This is a genomic window from Photobacterium sagamiensis, assembly GCF_050337085.1.
Classification (GTDB): domain Bacteria; phylum Pseudomonadota; class Gammaproteobacteria; order Enterobacterales; family Vibrionaceae; genus Photobacterium; species Photobacterium sagamiensis.
This window is the reverse complement of the sequence record NZ_JAKJSP010000062.1, coordinates 1-16,196: the sequence shown is the minus strand read 5'-3', so window position 1 is coordinate 16,196 and position 16,196 is coordinate 1. Positions and strand designations below refer to the sequence as shown.

The following is a 16,196-nucleotide window of genomic DNA, read 5'->3' as shown; positions in this document are numbered from 1 at the left end:
TGCTGTTTTTCATAAGCATGAACATCCATTTATTCTTCATGTCGACTTACAACAATAACAAGTAAGGTAACGTTTTTCTCATTATGAGCAAATTTACGCCACCCACGTTTAGCAAAGCGTTTTTTCACCCACGCTACTGGCTGACACTGATCCTGATTGCGGTCATGTACCTGATCAGCTGGTTGCCATATTTTATGCAGTTTCGCATGGGGCAAGCCATAGGCCGATTAGCTATTCGTCTGATGAAGAAAAGACGTAAAACCATTAAACGTAATTTAGAGCTCTGTTTCCCGGATATGTCTGACGGTGAGCGTGACACACTGATAAAAAAGAATATTGATAATACCGGCCTTGCATTGTTTGAGACAGGTATGGCTTGGTTCTGGCCTGATATTCGAGTTAATCGTCATGTGACTATCGAAGGCATGGAGCATATGAAGAAACTGGATCAGGAAGGAAAAGGTGCACTTATGGTTGCCGTTCATTCTATGAATCTGGAAATAGCTGCCCGTGCTTTTGGGATAAAAATGTCTGGAATGGGCGTTTATCGCCCTAATAACAATCCTTGTTTTGACTATTTTCAGTATCAAGGGCGATCGCGTTCGAATCGGACATTGATTGATCGTAAAGATGTGAAAGAGATGCTGCGCGCGTTACGTCGAGGGGAGCGTGTCTGGTATGCCCCCGATCATGACTATGGTCGCCGCCGTTCAACATTTGCACCACTATTTGCAGTAGAAAATGCCTGTACTACAACAGGAACCAGCCTGTTAGTGGACGCATCCAACTGTGCTGTTGTTCAGTTTACTATGGTGCGCGATACTGATTCTGGCCATTACACCTTAACGATATTACCGCCGCTAGAGGGTTTTCCGCATAACGACCCGGATGCTGCTGCGGTCTATATCAATAAAGTAGTTGAACAATCGATCATGCAGGCTCCGGATCAATATATGTGGTTACATCGACGCTTTAAAACCCGTCCGGAAGGCGAAGCATCGTTGTATGATTAATTATAAGATTTGCTGATATTGAGATAAAACAAAGCCCACGAAAGTGGGCTTTGTCGTTTATAGCAGTGAAGGCCAGAGCATATCACTCAGCAACTAACTTCCCATTCTGATAATCAGAGATAGCCTGATTGATCTCTTCCATCGAATTCATTACGAAGGGTCCATAATGAACAACAGGCTCGTGGATTGGGATCCCTGAGAGCAGTAGCACACCGCTATCGTCTGTCGCCGTTAACGATAAGCCTTCGCCTTGCTCCAGCAGGGCCAGTTGACCCGCTTGCACTTTCGCTCCTTCCACTTCGATTTCGCCCTTATAAACATAAAGTAAGGCCTGAAAATCTGGATTCAGACAGCTTCCGAACTGTTCACCCGTTGCCGCTTGCCAGTCAGCGATAGTGGTAGGTACACCTGTCTTCTGCAGCGGCCCGGTCAGGGTTTCCCCCTTAATGGTCAAGTCACCAGAAATTACACGGATCAGGTTATGTTCATTAAATGCCTTCTCTGTGATCTCTTCAGGCTGAAAGTCGTGGTATTGCGCTGGCTGCATTTTCTTTGCTGCTGGCAGGTTTATCCAAATCTGAAAGCCATGGAGCTTGCCATCGGTCATCACCGGCATTTCACTGTGAATGACCCCTTTTCCTGCCGACATCCACTGTGCACCACCGTCGCGAAGCTCTCCGGTGTTACCCATATGATCTTTGTGCTGAAAATGGCCATTTAACATATAGGTCAGGGTTTCGATGCCGCGATGTGGCGGAAAACCACCAATATAATCGTCGGGGTTGTCAGATTTAAGCTCATCTATCATCAAAAATGGTGAAAATAGCGTGTTATCAAAACCATGAACACGCTGAATTTTGACGCCTTCTCCATCTGAAGAAGGGTGAGACTGAATGATTTGTTGGATACGCCTAATCGCCATGATGACCTCCTAAAGCCTAACTCAGGATTTGATTCTGAGAGAATGCAATCAGTTTAGAGGGTGTAGCGGCGGGTTAACAGACAACGGAGATGAACAGCTTATTAGAAAAAGTTGACGAAGTGGTGCTGTCGGTCAGGAAGCGCATATGACGAGGTATGAAGCAAATAAGACCTATATATGGTTTTGTATACGTTGCCAGGCTTCACACACAGTTCGGAATTTTTCGGCATTGCCATTTGGTCGATCAGGGTGCCATCTTAATGCCATTTTTCGCCATTGACGGCGGATCTCTTCTGGTTTTGCGTGTTTGGTCAGTTCTAGCATTGCCAGATCCTGATGATGCGCCTCTATTGCTGGTTGCGTATCCGTATCAAAATATCGCTTACCGCAATGGTTATATCCTTTTTCAGAGCCAATATATTGTTGATAGCGTTTCCAAAAAGAGGATAACAAGTTTTTGATGGAAGCCAGATCGGCATTGTAGTTACGCCAATCTAAGTAATACTCACGTAATGGATCATTGAGATCGATGTGATGGTTATCGGAAGGAAGGTTGTTTAACAGCTGGATATCCATAGCCTGGGCCTGTAGCCATTGGTCAGGTAGCAACATTTCCTGCAATTGGTATAACGCGTTCATGAGTAAGAAATTACGTTTAAACAGATCTTTATCCGGATCGTCATCTAATGTCTTGAGTATGCCTTCGTGTTTCAGCTCTTCTGACAGGGTATGAATCATCCAACCGGTGGGTTTGACTTTCAGAATACTGATCATGGGCCAGATCAGAGGATTATCGTATTGGGAATTGCGGTCAATATGCATGGGCTGGCAATGTTTGATTCAGGCTGAGTCATTGATTTACTTTAGCAAACTGAGCAGTAAAGTGTAAGTAATACTAATTGTGATAAATGGTTTGGATATAGAAAAAAGGAAGGCATGATGCCTTCCCTTTATACTGTTACGCTGAATTGATTGAGCTTCGGCAGATTAGTCGCGGAAGTTGTCAAACTGGAATGGCTGGCCCAGATCCGATTCACGGACAAGTGCCATAGCAGCTTGCAGATCATCACGTTTTTTAGCCGTTACGCGAATTTTTTCGCCTTGAATAGCGGCTTGAACTTTAAGTTTCGCATCTTTAATTGCTTTAACTAGTTTTTTCGCTGTTGCGGTTTCAACGCCTTGCTTAAATTCGACATTACAGGCAAATGATTTACCAGTACGAACAGTGTCTTTTTGTTCCATTGATTGGGCATCAACAAAACGCTTAGCTAGGTTACTACGAAGGATTGCAACGAGTTGAGTAAGCTGAAAATCAGATTCAGTGGTTACTTTTACGACTTCTTTCTCTAGCTTGAAGCTTGCATCAACACCACGGAAATCAAATCGAATTTCGAGTTCACGATTTGCGTTGTCTACTGCATTTCTGATTTCAACGAAATCAACTTCAGAAATAATATCAAAAGATGGCATGTCATCAACCTTAGTTGTTAATCTATTGGTTAGCTTTTTTTGCTTACAATATTTTAGCAAAAATAATAGATACATCGCTTCATGCGTTGTATCTAAAGATAGCAATATTACTTACTGCTTTTAATAGCGGCAGCAAGCATGTCTAGCATGGTTACGGTATCATCCCAGTTTACACAAGGATCGGTAATTGACTGACCGTAAACGAGTTCTTTTTCTTTACCTGCAATCACGGGCTGATTGCCTTCTTCAATAAAGCTCTCTGCCATAATACCGGCAATGTAATTACTGCCACTCTTGATTTGCGCACAAATATCTGCGGCAACATCCAGCTGGCGCTTGTGTTGTTTCTGGCAGTTGCCATGACTGAAATCGACAACAAGGCGTGTTGGCAGATCAAAAGAGGCTAATGTATCACATGCCGCAGAAACATCTTCCTGATGGTAGTTCGGCATTTTACCGCCACGGAGGATGACGTGACCGTAAGGATTACCCGATGTGCGATAAATTGTCATCTGACCATTTTTCGCCGGTGAGCAGAAGAGATGAGACTCACGCGTTGCTCGAATAGCATCGACGGCTATTTTGATATTGCCGTCAGTACCATTTTTAAAACCAACCGGACAAGAAAGGGCAGAGGCCATTTCACGGTGGATCTGTGACTCAGTCGTACGAGCGCCAATTGCACCCCATGTGATCAAATCAGCCAGATACTGGCCAGTGATCATATCCAGAAATTCTGTCGCCGTCGCAAGGCCCAGCGCGTTGATATCAACCAACAGCTTACGGGCTTTATGAAGGCCGGTAACAAGGTCAAGGCTTCCGTCTAGATGCGGATCAGAGACGAGCCCTTTCCAACCAACTACGGTGCGGGGTTTTTCAAAATAGGTACGCATAACAATACAAAGTTCATCTTTGTATTTGTCCTGAATGGCAACAAGGCGCTTTGCGTAATCCATCGCAGCATCAGTATCGTGTACAGAACAAGGACCAACAACAACCAGAAGACGAGAATCTTGCCCAGACAAAATGGCCTCTACCTGACGACGAGACTGAGCGATATGCTCCGCGATTTCATCAGTAATAGGAAAGGCTGCTTCTATTTCAGCAGGGGTTGGCATTAACCCTAGGCTAACGGTACGGAGTTCATCTGTTTTCATTGGCATAATACGTTTGCCTACCTTGGTATCTCAAAAATAACGACGCGTTAAGATAGCCCAAAAGTCCGCAGGAATAAACCAAACTTGTGATAAGTCTTAGGTTTTTGACTGAAACGAAAGGCTTTATACCCAAGTAGCCTCAAGATGCTCGTTTCAGCGAGAATTTATTGGCTTCTAGTTAAGGCGCTGATTTGAAGGCATAGTGGTTCTACGTCAAAAATCAGCAACGCAGCATAGGAGTCCCTTATTTTCGAATAAAGCAGGAATTCGCCCTTTCAGACATATTATAAGCCAGGTGTTGGAAAGTTTATCGGCAAAATTACGATGATATCGCAGGAATGAGATTTGTTATCAGTTGGGTTTCATCGGTGTGTTTTGAATATTTTTGCAATGGTGTTTTTTCTGCTTGCCACAATAAAAATGAAACAGTAATGTCTGGAGTGGGGTAGTTAACAAGCACTTATGCTAATTAATCCATGCTGAGTTTACATCTGTATTCGCAGTGGATTTCAGCGTTAAATTGTGTATTAATGCATTTTATGTGATTTTATATGGTGTGTTAAGCATCATGTGGTATGGCTTCCTTAATTTCCGGTGTTGAGCGCACACTTGATGGCTCTTAACACTCACGCACATTTTAGCATGGTTGTATTGGTGCCTTATGACAAATAAAGCTCAGTCTGAACTTAGTTACTCAGAATTGTTAGTAGACGCTTCTCAGTTAGAGAAAGAAGCCCCCTCTATTGGATTAGTTTCAATGGATGACTTGGGTCATGCCATTATTGGGGTCCATCCTTATGCCATAGCCGATGCGCATAAGCTCGATGAGCAGAAGCAGCAAGAAGTGTTGAAACGTGCAGGTGAATATGAAACACCTGCTGAATATTACGTGGCAGAACTAACGAAACTGCTGGTTCTTGCAGCAAAAAAAATGCAGGGAAAACCGCTTAAAGTAAGGCTGTCCGGGGCAGATTCGCATACTCGTGAAGGGTTATTCGGAAGTGAACTTGAAGCAACGGAAGTGAATCCGGTTATCGGTTTACGCGGTGTATCTCGCTTCGCGGAGAAAGCACATCGAGCTAGCTTTGAACTGGAATGTGAAGTGATCAAGCGTGCCCGAAATGTAGAAGGGATGACAAATATTGAATTGGTTATTCCTTTTGTGCGAACGTTTAGTGAATCAGCAACCATCATTGATTTGCTGGCTGAGCAAGGCTTGTGCAGGGGGGCTCAAGGCTTAAAAGTACATATGATGTGCGAGCTGCCGGGAAATGCAGTGCTGGCAGAAAAATTCCTTCAGTATTTCGACGGCATGGTGATTGATATTGATCAGATCGGGCAGTTTGCTTTAGGGTTAGATCAGCATCATGGGTCTTTGAATTATCTTCACGATGATCAAAATGAAGCGGTCTTGCTATTTGTGTTTCAAGCCTTGAAAGCGGTTGAAACGACAGGCAAACCTTGTGATGTTGTCAGCCATTTTATACGCCAGGCCCCTAAATTGCAGAAGTGGTTGCTTGAGCAAGGGATTGATACGGTGATTAGCCAGTAGGCTGAAACTAGTAGGGTTCTCTAAGAAAACAGCAAGACGTCAATGCCAGTCAGTTTTCTGACTGGCATTTTTTAATTCTTGCATGTTAGTCCGGCATGATCATTTCAATATCGACGATTTTAGAACGGTTCATAATGATCTTCCAACGCTGAATGCGAACGGTATTATCTTCATCGGTCTCTTTGGTGATAAGGTTGATCAAATGGCGCTTTTCAACCGATTCTTTGGTGACTTGGCCTTCTTTTAATTGGTAGATCCTTTGCGCTCCTTTCTCCATCAAACTGGAGAGAATACGAAGGTCAAGCATAATGGACTCGCGGGTTTGTTCGTAACCACTCAAAAATTTCGTCGGCGACATGCGTGTGGTGCTCTTGTAGTGAAGCACGGTTTCTTCACGTTGTGATACTTTGTGTTTTCGGACTGTTTTAATTTCTGGGCTCAGTGCACTATAACTACCGTATTCCAGCCACTCTAACTGACGGCCAATCAGACGTCCGTTATTGGTATCGAAAAATTGTTTTCGCCATTTTGGTTTGCCCTTTCGCACCCAGCGCCACAACATTTTCTTTAGATCGTCTTTAAACACTTCACGTGCAGCATAAATGACCGAGATCACCAGAATGAAAGAGGCGGTAATATCGCCGAGAACACCACGGGCTTTTATCAGCATCATAGTAACGAATATCATCACAATCCCGGTTGCAACGGCGGTAACTACTTTTTTGGTGGTGTTTCCTAATTCGATGGTTTTTTCTTTCATTGTGACCGGGTATTCAATCAAGCGCCGCAGAAGTCGCATCTTATTCGACATCCGGGTTTGGTCTTGCATTGCTTTGCTTGAGTTGTAGTTGTGCTTGCTACGATGTTCAGTTTCTTTCTCGCAGGTATCAAGGAGTAGGCTTTTTATGTCGGCATAACTATTACTGCGAGGTAAGTGGGCGACTAATGCTAAACAACGCTGCTCTGTGAACCATGACAGATAGTTATCGATATTCTCGTAATATTTGAGTAGCTTTTCATCGGTAGGTATGTTTCGTCGTAATCTTTTGAGGATTCTAACGGCAAGCTGAACGACTTCTTCAACTTCTTCCAGGCTACGTTCTTGTTTATCTTCCAGCAGCTGCTGTGTTGTTTTTTCTAATGCTAGCGCATACTGATAGGCATACAGACTTAAACTTAAACGGTATTGCTCGGTTGAGAGTTTTCCTCGGCTGGCTAGGCGGCTGTGAACAAGCGGTAGGTGGTTTACGTCACTGTAATAGGTACGCTTGCCGTGAATGGCGTTATGGAAGAATTCATCTTCAGTGATGATTTTGGCGTTCAGGCCAAGTTCACCGGGTACGAAAATGTACATATCAAGCTGTCGATTAGTGGTTTCCTGAATTACATGGGAAATTTTAACTTTGTGTCCGTCTTTTTTTTCAACAGTGATCACTACGTTTTCATACCTTTGCTTATGAGTGGAGCGTCTTATAATTTTAGATTATTTAGGCGGTTATTATCAGTTGAATTACGTAACTTTTCTGCCAATAGAATGAAATTTAGCCAAATAACCGAAGATAGGTCAGGCACGTTGAACTAACATCACGTATAATGCGCGACCAAAGTTCGTATCGATACTCGAATGGCGTGATTTCTCTTATATAGCAAGAGGTTCATACCGACGTATAAGAGTATCATTTATATTTACTCAGAGAGTGCCGGATTCATGATTAAAATTGGACAATACAACACATTAGAAGTCGTCAAGTTAGTTGATTTCGGCGTATTTCTTGATGGTGGTGAAGACTTCGGTAATATCCTATTGCCTAAAAATTCTGTTCCTGCCGGCACACAACTGGGTGATGAGCTGAATGTGTTCATTTACTTTGACTCAGAAGACGACATTATTGCGACAACGGAAGAGCCGTTAGCACAAGTTGGTGAGTTTGCGATGCTGCGTGTTGTCGGTGTGAGCACTATTGGTGCCTTCGTTGATTGGGGATTGCGCAAAGATCTTCTTGTACCATTCAGTGAACAGCGTCGCCACCTAGAAGAAGGCGAGAATGTGATGCTGCGCGTTTACACCGATAAAGCATCAGGCCGTATTGTTGGCTCGACTAAATTTAACCGTTTTCTTGATCTGACTCCTGCTAACTATGAAGTTGGTCAGGAAGTGAAAGTCGTCATTGCTGAAGTTACCGACCTTGGTTACAAAGCCGTGATTGAAGGCGAACATTGGGGCCTGATCTTTAAAACAGAATCGTTTGGTAAACTGTTTATCGGTAAGAAACTGAAAGCGTATATCAAAGAAATTCGTCCGGACGGCAAGATTAACTTATCTCTGCAGAAAGCGGGTCGTGGAAAGGTTGATGATCTAGCAGATAAGATTTTGACGTCGCTGGAACGAAAAGGTGGCTTCTTGCCACTGAGTGATAAATCTTCACCACAAGAGATCTTTGAGGCTTTCCGTACCAGTAAAGCGACCTTTAAGAAAACCATTGGTGGGTTGTACAAAAAAGGCCTGATTGTAATCGACCGCGATGGTATTCGACTGAACGATAACTAAGAAACGGATTTAACCTGTCATTATCTGAAAGCCGGTATGTTCACCGGCTTTTTTGTCACCTTTTCTAACGGTATAAGCGACTAATCTGAACTCCCGCCTTCCGCTTTATCATGGTGCCTAAATCCTCATAATGCTGATTGATAATCAATAATTCATTATTGATTATCAGGTTGAGATTCATTATTTTCAATGATCTTAGTACGATGGTAAATGTAACTCATTGAAAGATATGGCTTACTAAGCTGGCATGGCTTTTGCTCTATATACGTCACCTTATATTGAGGTGAACTTAATCCCACTTATAGAGAAAAAGGATATTAGTCATGCCAACTCCTGCTTATATGCGCATTGAAGGCGAAAAACAAGGGCTGATCACAGCGGGTACTTTCACGGAAGATTCAGTTGGAAACATTTTCCAGGAAGGTCATGAAGATGAAGTGCTGGTCGAAGCGTTTGAGCATCAGGTTGTCTTACCTCGCGATCCGCAATCAGGCCAGCCAACCGGTCAACGTGTGCACAAGCCGGTGAAAATCACCAAAGTGTTTGATAAGTGTTCGCCACTTATCTATAACTCACTCACCTCTGGTGAGCGTTTGCCTAAAGTTGAAATCAAATGGTACCGCACATCAGCAACAGGTAGCCAAGAGCACTATTTCACCACCACACTGACAGATGCCATTGTGGTGGATGTCACCGCTTCAATGCCTAACTGCCAGGATCCTGGCCAGGCCCATTTCACTCATCTTGAAGATGTGCTCATGACTTACCGTAAAATCGATTGGACCCACGAAGTGTCGGGTACATCGGGTGGTGATGACTGGCGTACTGCAATGAAGGCATAAGCCTGAGATCTGAATCGAAGGGGGTAACTTTCCCTCTTCATTTTCTTCTGTTTTCAAAGCATAAAACGATGTGCGTATATCACCTTTACACATACAGGTGATAAGCGGTAGCTATATTTTAAATGGCAGGAAGATGTTATGGCAAGGAACGCCAATCAGGCACAATTTGAGTTAGATGTTGCCACAATCGATATTCCGTTAAGGCTCTATGCTTTCGAAGGTAAAGAAGGTATCAGCCAATTATTCAATTTCTCCGTTATTTTCGTTTGTGATGATCCGGCACTGCAGCTCGACAGCTGGCTTCAATTACCCGTGCGTTTAGCCCTGTATCATAATAATGCCCTCGAACCGCGTTTTGTGTGCGGAATGGTCTACGGCATCGAGCAACTTACGCACAGTGACCGACACTGTCAGTATCGCCTGACAATAACGCCTCGTGTACAGCTATTAACCCACCGCAGTAACTTTCGCATTTTCCAGAACCTGAGCGTCTCCGACATTATCACCACCATCTTTACCGATGCGGGGATCTTAAGCCATGAATATGAACAGCGTCTTTCAACGAGTCACCCGGTACGCGAATACTGCGTGCAATACGGTGAATCGGATATGGTGTTCATTGCCAGATTAATGAGCGAAGAAGGGCTGCATTACCACTTTGAACATTCCGAGACCGGTCATGTTATGGTGATTGCCGATGGGCAAGATGGCTTTCTCGAACTTCCCGCATTGCCATATCGGCAAAGTAACGGCATGGCAAAAGACCGCGACATCATTCATCATTTTTCGCTGTTAGAGCAAACTCAGACAGGCAAAGTGTCGCTGACCGATTTCACCTTCGAGCGGCCAGATTTCAGACCGCAAGGGGTCAAAGTCAGCAACATATCTAACGAACAGCCGCTAGAAGCCTTTAATTATCCCGGTCAGTTTAGCACCGATGCCGACGGAACACGTATCGCGACGTTAACCTTAGAGCAGGCCAGAATTCATAAGCAGCGGGTAACAGGGAAAAGTGACTGTACCCAACTCACCAGCGGGTATTTTCAGCCGTTGGAAGCGCACCCCAATGATCAATGGAATGAACCCTGGCTGCTGGTGGAAGTAAAACATCAGGGCGAGCAGCCACAGGCATTAGAAGAGTATGCAGACGGCGCTGCAACCTATAACGCAGATTTTATTGCCACCCCGTGGGAAGCCGCGTTTCGTGCCGCACCCATTACCAAGCCGTATATCCATAACATCGATACCGCCATTGTCACCGGTCCTGATGGTGAAGAGATTTACTGCGATGCGCTTGGGCGGGTAAAAGTACAATTTCATTGGGACAGGGAAGGGCAGGCGAACGAAACAACCAGTTGCTGGTTACGCGTATCACAGGGCTGGGCTGGCAACGGTTATGGTCAGTTTGTCTTGCCGCGCATAGGCCACGAAGTGATCGTCAGTTTTATTCATGGCGATCCGGATAAACCCATTATCACCGGTGCGATGTTCAACGGTAAAAACAAAGTACCGTATGATCTGCCAGAGCACAAAACCCGCAGCACCTTTAAAACCTCATCAAGCGTGGGTGGCGGCAATTTTAATGAACTCCGCTTTGAAGACAAAAAAGACAATGAACAGCTTTATCTTCATGCGGCAAAGAACATGGATGTTCAGGTCGAAAATGATCGAACGGAAGAAATTCTTAATGCCGATCATCTCACCGTGCACGATTCCCGCTTTCAAGAAATAAAAACAGATAACCACTGCACCGTAAATGGCGATCAGTTTCAGGTCGTCAACGGCGATAGCCACCATATCATCGATGGCACAGTCCACACCAAAATCGGCAATAAACAACTGATTGATGCGGGCACTGAAGTACATGTGAAATCGGGACAAAAAGTGGTGATCGAAGCCGGTGCAGAAATCACCATCAAGGCCGGTGGCAGCTTTATCAAAGTAGATCCGTCAGGCGTTACATTACTCGGGCCTACTGTGAAAATGAACTCCGGTGGCAGTGCAGGCCGCGGCAGTGGTGAAGCTGCACAGGCAGCGCAACTGCCAGTATTGTCGCAGAGAGCACCAGATGCCAATGTGAGTGTTCCAGTCGGAATAACATCAACTTCGATAGCTACCCTTGCCGCTGTTAATGCGCCATTTTCTCAAATTTGTAAGAAGCAAACGGATGGAAGTTGTCCGCTGTCTGACTGCCCGTGTACCAATAGTGCCGGTAACGGAGGAACCGCATCATGAGTGAATCAAGCACCTTAGAGGGTAACAGTTATTTTATGTTGGTTGATGCTAGCCGTGTGCCTGATGTATTGCAGGTGGTATATGAATTAATTGATGATCCTGAATATGGTCAGCTTTATGAAGATACCGCATTTAACGATGTAAAAGACGTAGGGCCAATTTGGGTATCTACAGAGCCTGACTCACCGTTTTGGCAGCATTGGATGACCTCGCCACTTTGGGTAACCAGCGCGATTGTTGTTGGTTTTCCTCAAGGACAGCAAAGTGAAGCGTTAAAACAATTAAGCAGCAGAATTGAAGTATTTTCGCCCAAAGGAAGGCCACTGTATTTCAGATTTCATTCTCCAGTCACGGTAGAACGGATGATGCCCCATTTATCAGATCAGGAAAAGGCACTGTTTTGGGGAATAATAACATCGGTAAATTGGCTGGTATTAGGTGAACAAAATGAAATATCAGATCTTCGACATTATTCGCAAGAGGAAGGAGAGAGTACAGATTCAACTTCTTTTGTTCTTTCACCAACGGTTTATGACGAGTTAAAAGTATGAGTCCACGATCATATACGACAAAAAAGGGCTCGACGCCAGATGTGCTTGCTGGGCTTTATAATACTAATCAGTCAACATTAAACCAGTTAAATAGCGACCAGATTAAAGAACTCGATTCGCTCTACGACGGTGAGACAATTGTTGTCCCACCTGTACAAGATGTGAGTGGTTTATCGAGGATCTCCCCGCAGGAAGCGTTAAGTGAAGCGCTATTGGTTCAAAGCGATTGTGCACCAATTAACTATACAGACGTCATATTTATACCCGAACACCCGGAAAGTAAAAAACCAGAGTGGTTAGCGATCACCGAAGATGCAGTCAACGAAATTGAGGCTGAATCAAACGAATGCCTCAATGCTGTGAAAGTGGGTGATAAGGCAGGAACCGTCGAAGGATTAATTCAGTTGGGCGTGCTGAGTGGTTTCTCCCATCCAGTACATGAAACATTTCTCGATGATAGTGATAAGGCGAAGTATAGAAAATATTTATATGAATATTCAGCGCTTAAAGCTGCCGTGGCTAAAAATGTCATATGGGTACCGGAAGACTATCAAGATGAACTCGATGCGATAGGGGTGCCGCAATCAATTCAGTCGATTATTGAGAGCCATGTTGCAGCCGGGGACTTTAATAGTTATGAGGTTGAAGTATCAAAAGCGGCAATGAAATCGAATGAATGCTTTTCACTTATGGATGATAAAATAAAAAGCATAAATAAATATATTGAAATGTTGGAAGATACCGCACAGAGAAAAGCGAGTAATACAACGTTTGTTGAAGGTGGTAAGGAGTATAAATTCGCATATTATAACGAAGGTAAATATTACACTTCAGACCATCATCTTAAAGTACTTAAGGCTCTAAATGCGTTAGTTAGCAGCAGAGAGCGAATTTATAAAAATAGTCGTACTGACAAAGATAGCGTAACAGCAACAACAGAAATTGTTTCTGTCAGAAAGATGGAAGAGCATTATAAGAAAGTATGTGGGTACATACGTAATATAGAGGGATTAAATTATAAAGATGCTCACCAGGTAAGAACATTTCTAACAACATCGAAAAAAGAAAGTGGCTCTACACGTAAAATGGTTGTAAATCTGTTCACATTGAATCAGTGTGGCTATGCAATAAAAGAACAATGTTTTAATTCATCTGAGCTTTACGCAGAGGCTGAAGCTGTTGATAATATTGATCTTGCACCCGCAGCATTAGATCGTAACAGAACGGATATAGATAAGTTAGGGTATTACAGCTGTGAAGCATTAATCTTAAAACTATCGAAAGAAATAATCGTCAGGATAAAAGACTTTGAATCTCTCATTGGTGAAACGATACAAGCTGAAAGTTATGTGTCACGACTGCTTACCATCAGTTTAAAAACACAAGCGCGAATGGCTAAGCTTAAACGAGAAGCTGAGAAAAGACTCCAACAAAATAACAGTTTGCAGACCTTTTTTTCACCAACGGGTAATACAGCGTATTCAGTAGGGTTATCGAATGCAATAACACTGTTATGGGATGAGAAGCAGTGGAAACCCCGCAATACCAACAACCTGATTTATAATACTCCAGGTGAAAACAGCTTACAGATTGTGGAGTGCTTTTTAGGCGGAAATAATGGAAGTGCATGTTATGTGCGATCCAATTGTAATGCTATTAGCTTAAACCAAAACATTAATTGCAGACATAATAAAAGGCTGGGTGAGGCAACCGTTCCCCCAGCTTCATCCACCGGCTACAAATCGAAAGAGATAGCAAAGGCATTATTAGAACCAGATGCTAACCTTAAAACCCTATCGAAACAGTTTGTCGATTTATCAGATGCGATTAGTCAGAAAAACTGGTTTTCGTGGCGAGCAACGTCAGGTAATAACGTCCCTAAATTTTTACCAACGGCTGCGATGGAAGTCGGGGCACAAACACAGTTTTTCCGTTTTGCCTCCAGCCTGGAGCTATCTGATAACCGTAACCTTCAAGCCGATACAGATGGTAAATTTAAACTCGCCAAGCTTGAGGCAAAAACAACGTTAGGTATTACTCAGGGAAGTGCAAAATTTGAAATTAATATCCCTAAAGACAAAAGCGGTACACCATTCACCATTGATTACATTGTATATAAAAACGGCAATGAAGAAATAAAACCCTTCGATGCCGGAGCTTACAGGGCTTCGCTCGCCGCAACAGTACGCGGCTTGGTCGGTGTAAGCTGCGTGTTAGGATCAGAGATTTATATCGGCACCGTCGAAACCGACGCAACTAAAGGTGCTGGTATTGGCCTTAAAGGAATGGTGCCACAAGTCACTGAATATAATAACTATAAAAAAAGTAACGCAACATTAGATCCAGGATTAGCGGCAGGAATAAAGACAGAAGCGAAGCTATTTGCCGGAATTGAAATTGGCGGTGACGTTACCGTCAAATTTGATTGGCAGCCACCAGAAATCGGTCATACCTCAATGGGCATATCTCGTTCACGAAAAAATAGCTTTCAAACATTGGTTGAAGGCAGTGCCGCTGTTAATGCTGCGGCAGGATTTTCAGGAGAACTGGTTTTTCAGCTGTCGTTTCAAAATGGCAAGTTTGTTTACATTATGGCGGCAAAAGCGGTATTTGGCGGAGGTTTAGGTGGCAAGGTTGCGATGGCAATATCCCCATTCGCTTTCGAGCAACTGTTTGATGTGTTGCTTTCTATCACCAAAAAAGAAGGCTTTCGCCGGGTTGTCTTTTTTAAAACAACAGACAGCAGCGGAAAAGAGGATGAAACCTTTGCCCGGTTAAATCAAATGCTCACCATCATGATCACGTATCAGCTAGAAGCCGCGCAAGTATTGATGCTGCCATTTAAAGTGCTTGATGAACTAGAAAGAAAAGCACGAGTCGAGAAAAACACGCCAATTATTGCCCGATATATTAATTCGGCAGATCCTGCTAGCCAAGCGGAAAATAAGTTAAGCCATCAAAAGGCACAAGCGCTACGATCAAAAATAGAGAAAATGTACCCTGAAACATTAGCCCCGATGTTATATGTGTTATCGCATCACCAAACAGGATCGATGTGGGATGAAGCTGCCTATCAGCTTAGCCGATTAAGAGGTGATGATGAATTTGATGATGATAATCCTTCTCCAACTCAAAAGGCGATAATGGCCAATGCTCGCCAGCGTAAGGCTATTTTAAACATCCTGAAGTGGATATCAGTGAATGCAAATAAACCAACAGAGGCGGATAAACGTCAATTTGAAGAAGCATTACAGAGAATGCATCTTAAACCAAATGAACAACTTGATAAATCAAAGCAATGGGATTGTTATTGGGCAGGATTGAAGCGACTACATAATGGTTTTTTTACAAGCATTATAAAAAAACCGACATGAGTGCTCGAGATAAAGATGAGGCTAAAAATAATTATATTGAATTTCTTACATTAATAAGAAAGCTTGGCATAAATGTACATATTTATCAGGATATATTAAAAACTTATAATGAAGGTTATAGAAAAGTTCCTGAAATAATTCAAAAAGGATTTTTTGTAGAAAAGGGTGCAGCTCCTATCAAATTGCAATTAAAACAGGCGGGTTTTTCAAAGAAAGCCACACGGATAGGTTGGACTTATACTGGAAAGGCATCATGAGTAGACTTTTTATAATTATTGCGAGTGGTATGTTAGCTTTTAGTGGATACTGCCATGCCAGTTTTGAACAGGGGATGAAGTATGTACAGCAAGCCCGTTGGTATGATGCCGAGCAAGAACTTAGACCAGAAGCTGAAGCGGGAAATCCGGATGCAATGTACTGGCTGGGTCGTTCATTAGAATTTCAGGATTTTCAAAAGGGTTTAACCGCCGGAGAATGGTTCTATAAATCAGCTGAGTTAGGTAACCCATGGGCGATGACCTCACTTAGGGGG

At 43.4% G+C, this 16,196-nt stretch carries 13 protein-coding genes and 1 pseudogene; 9 read left to right on the top strand and 5 right to left on the bottom strand.

What is annotated here, in order from left to right:
* Positions 1-83: 83 nt before the first annotated feature.
* On the top strand, positions 84-1,013 hold the full coding sequence (locus tag L4D76_RS24105) for an LpxL/LpxP family Kdo(2)-lipid IV(A) lauroyl/palmitoleoyl acyltransferase (protein WP_428443407.1): 930 nt from the start codon (positions 84-86) through the stop codon (positions 1,011-1,013).
* A gap of 82 nt (positions 1,014-1,095) precedes the next feature.
* Here L4D76_RS24105 and L4D76_RS24100 read toward each other — a convergent pair whose 3' ends face one another.
* The 4 genes from L4D76_RS24100 to L4D76_RS24085 form a co-directional block, all read right to left on the bottom strand.
* A complete protein-coding gene (locus tag L4D76_RS24100) occupies positions 1,096-1,935 on the bottom strand; it encodes a pirin family protein (RefSeq protein ID WP_428443406.1) in 840 nt (279 codons plus the stop codon).
* 171 nt (positions 1,936-2,106) lie between these two features.
* The gene (locus L4D76_RS24095) at positions 2,107-2,757 is read right to left on the bottom strand and encodes a DNA-J related domain-containing protein (protein WP_428443405.1); all 651 of its coding nucleotides are present in this window, start codon (positions 2,755-2,757) and stop codon (positions 2,107-2,109) included.
* Between the two features lie 165 nt (positions 2,758-2,922).
* Positions 2,923-3,405, bottom strand: coding sequence for a YajQ family cyclic di-GMP-binding protein (locus L4D76_RS24090; RefSeq protein WP_428443404.1), 483 nt, complete (start codon positions 3,403-3,405; stop codon positions 2,923-2,925).
* Between the two features lie 107 nt (positions 3,406-3,512).
* Complete coding sequence (locus tag L4D76_RS24085; RefSeq protein ID WP_428443403.1) at positions 3,513-4,568, bottom strand: 3-deoxy-7-phosphoheptulonate synthase; 1,056 nt, start codon at positions 4,566-4,568, stop codon at positions 3,513-3,515.
* 655 nt (positions 4,569-5,223) lie between these two features.
* Between L4D76_RS24085 and L4D76_RS24080 the strand changes: the two genes are divergently transcribed.
* A complete protein-coding gene (locus L4D76_RS24080) occupies positions 5,224-6,114 on the top strand; it encodes a putative PEP-binding protein (RefSeq protein ID WP_428443402.1) in 891 nt (296 codons plus the stop codon).
* A gap of 85 nt (positions 6,115-6,199) precedes the next feature.
* Here the strand turns inward: L4D76_RS24080 and L4D76_RS24075 are convergent, their stop codons facing one another.
* On the bottom strand, positions 6,200-7,549 hold the full coding sequence (locus tag L4D76_RS24075) for a hypothetical protein (protein WP_428443401.1): 1,350 nt from the start codon (positions 7,547-7,549) through the stop codon (positions 6,200-6,202).
* Positions 7,550-7,822: 273 nt separating this feature from the next.
* On the opposite strand from L4D76_RS24075, the gene L4D76_RS24070 reads away from it, so the two are divergent.
* The 7 genes and pseudogenes from L4D76_RS24070 to L4D76_RS24040 all read left to right on the top strand — a co-directional run.
* Positions 7,823-8,662, top strand: a complete 840-nt coding sequence (locus tag L4D76_RS24070; protein WP_428443400.1) for a CvfB family protein — start codon at positions 7,823-7,825, stop codon at positions 8,660-8,662.
* A gap of 323 nt (positions 8,663-8,985) precedes the next feature.
* Entirely contained in the window at positions 8,986-9,504 is a 519-nt protein-coding gene (locus tag L4D76_RS24065) for an Hcp family type VI secretion system effector (RefSeq protein WP_428443399.1), read from the top strand.
* Positions 9,505-9,642: 138 nt separating this feature from the next.
* Positions 9,643-11,739 (top strand): type VI secretion system Vgr family protein, encoded by a 2,097-nt coding sequence (locus tag L4D76_RS24060; RefSeq protein WP_428443398.1) that lies wholly within the window; start codon positions 9,643-9,645, stop codon positions 11,737-11,739.
* Complete coding sequence (locus L4D76_RS24055) at positions 11,736-12,290, top strand: DUF4123 domain-containing protein (RefSeq protein WP_428443397.1); 555 nt, start codon at positions 11,736-11,738, stop codon at positions 12,288-12,290. Before L4D76_RS24060 ends, L4D76_RS24055 begins: the two co-directional genes overlap by 4 nt.
* Positions 12,287-15,664 (top strand): hypothetical protein, encoded by a 3,378-nt coding sequence (locus tag L4D76_RS24050; protein ID WP_428443396.1) that lies wholly within the window; start codon positions 12,287-12,289, stop codon positions 15,662-15,664. The genes L4D76_RS24055 and L4D76_RS24050 overlap by 4 nt, the downstream gene beginning before the upstream one ends.
* Positions 15,661-15,921 (top strand): hypothetical protein, encoded by a 261-nt coding sequence (locus tag L4D76_RS24045; protein WP_428443395.1) that lies wholly within the window; start codon positions 15,661-15,663, stop codon positions 15,919-15,921. The genes L4D76_RS24050 and L4D76_RS24045 overlap by 4 nt, the downstream gene beginning before the upstream one ends.
* Positions 15,918-16,196: pseudogene (locus L4D76_RS24040) on the top strand (hypothetical protein); the annotation flags it as partial. The gene L4D76_RS24045 and the pseudogene L4D76_RS24040, both read left to right, overlap by 4 nt.

What these genes read in the sequence shown, in the direction of transcription:
- L4D76_RS24105 (WP_428443407.1), top strand. Translation starts at nt 84, where the DNA reads ATGAGCAAATTTACGCCACCCACGTTTAGCAAAGCGTTTTTTCACCCA.
- L4D76_RS24085 (WP_428443403.1), bottom strand. Translation starts at nt 4,568, where the DNA reads ATGCCAATGAAAACAGATGAACTCCGTACCGTTAGCCTAGGGTTAATG.
- L4D76_RS24050 (WP_428443396.1), top strand. Translation starts at nt 12,287, where the DNA reads ATGAGTCCACGATCATATACGACAAAAAAGGGCTCGACGCCAGATGTG.
- L4D76_RS24080 (WP_428443402.1), top strand. Translation starts at nt 5,224, where the DNA reads ATGACAAATAAAGCTCAGTCTGAACTTAGTTACTCAGAATTGTTAGTA.
- L4D76_RS24095 (WP_428443405.1), bottom strand. Translation starts at nt 2,757, where the DNA reads ATGCATATTGACCGCAATTCCCAATACGATAATCCTCTGATCTGGCCC.
- L4D76_RS24070 (WP_428443400.1), top strand. Translation starts at nt 7,823, where the DNA reads ATGATTAAAATTGGACAATACAACACATTAGAAGTCGTCAAGTTAGTT.
- L4D76_RS24100 (WP_428443406.1), bottom strand. Translation starts at nt 1,935, where the DNA reads ATGGCGATTAGGCGTATCCAACAAATCATTCAGTCTCACCCTTCTTCA.
- L4D76_RS24060 (WP_428443398.1), top strand. Translation starts at nt 9,643, where the DNA reads ATGGCAAGGAACGCCAATCAGGCACAATTTGAGTTAGATGTTGCCACA.
- L4D76_RS24045 (WP_428443395.1), top strand. Translation starts at nt 15,661, where the DNA reads ATGAGTGCTCGAGATAAAGATGAGGCTAAAAATAATTATATTGAATTT.
- L4D76_RS24055 (WP_428443397.1), top strand. Translation starts at nt 11,736, where the DNA reads ATGAGTGAATCAAGCACCTTAGAGGGTAACAGTTATTTTATGTTGGTT.
- L4D76_RS24065 (WP_428443399.1), top strand. Translation starts at nt 8,986, where the DNA reads ATGCCAACTCCTGCTTATATGCGCATTGAAGGCGAAAAACAAGGGCTG.
- L4D76_RS24090 (WP_428443404.1), bottom strand. Translation starts at nt 3,405, where the DNA reads ATGCCATCTTTTGATATTATTTCTGAAGTTGATTTCGTTGAAATCAGA.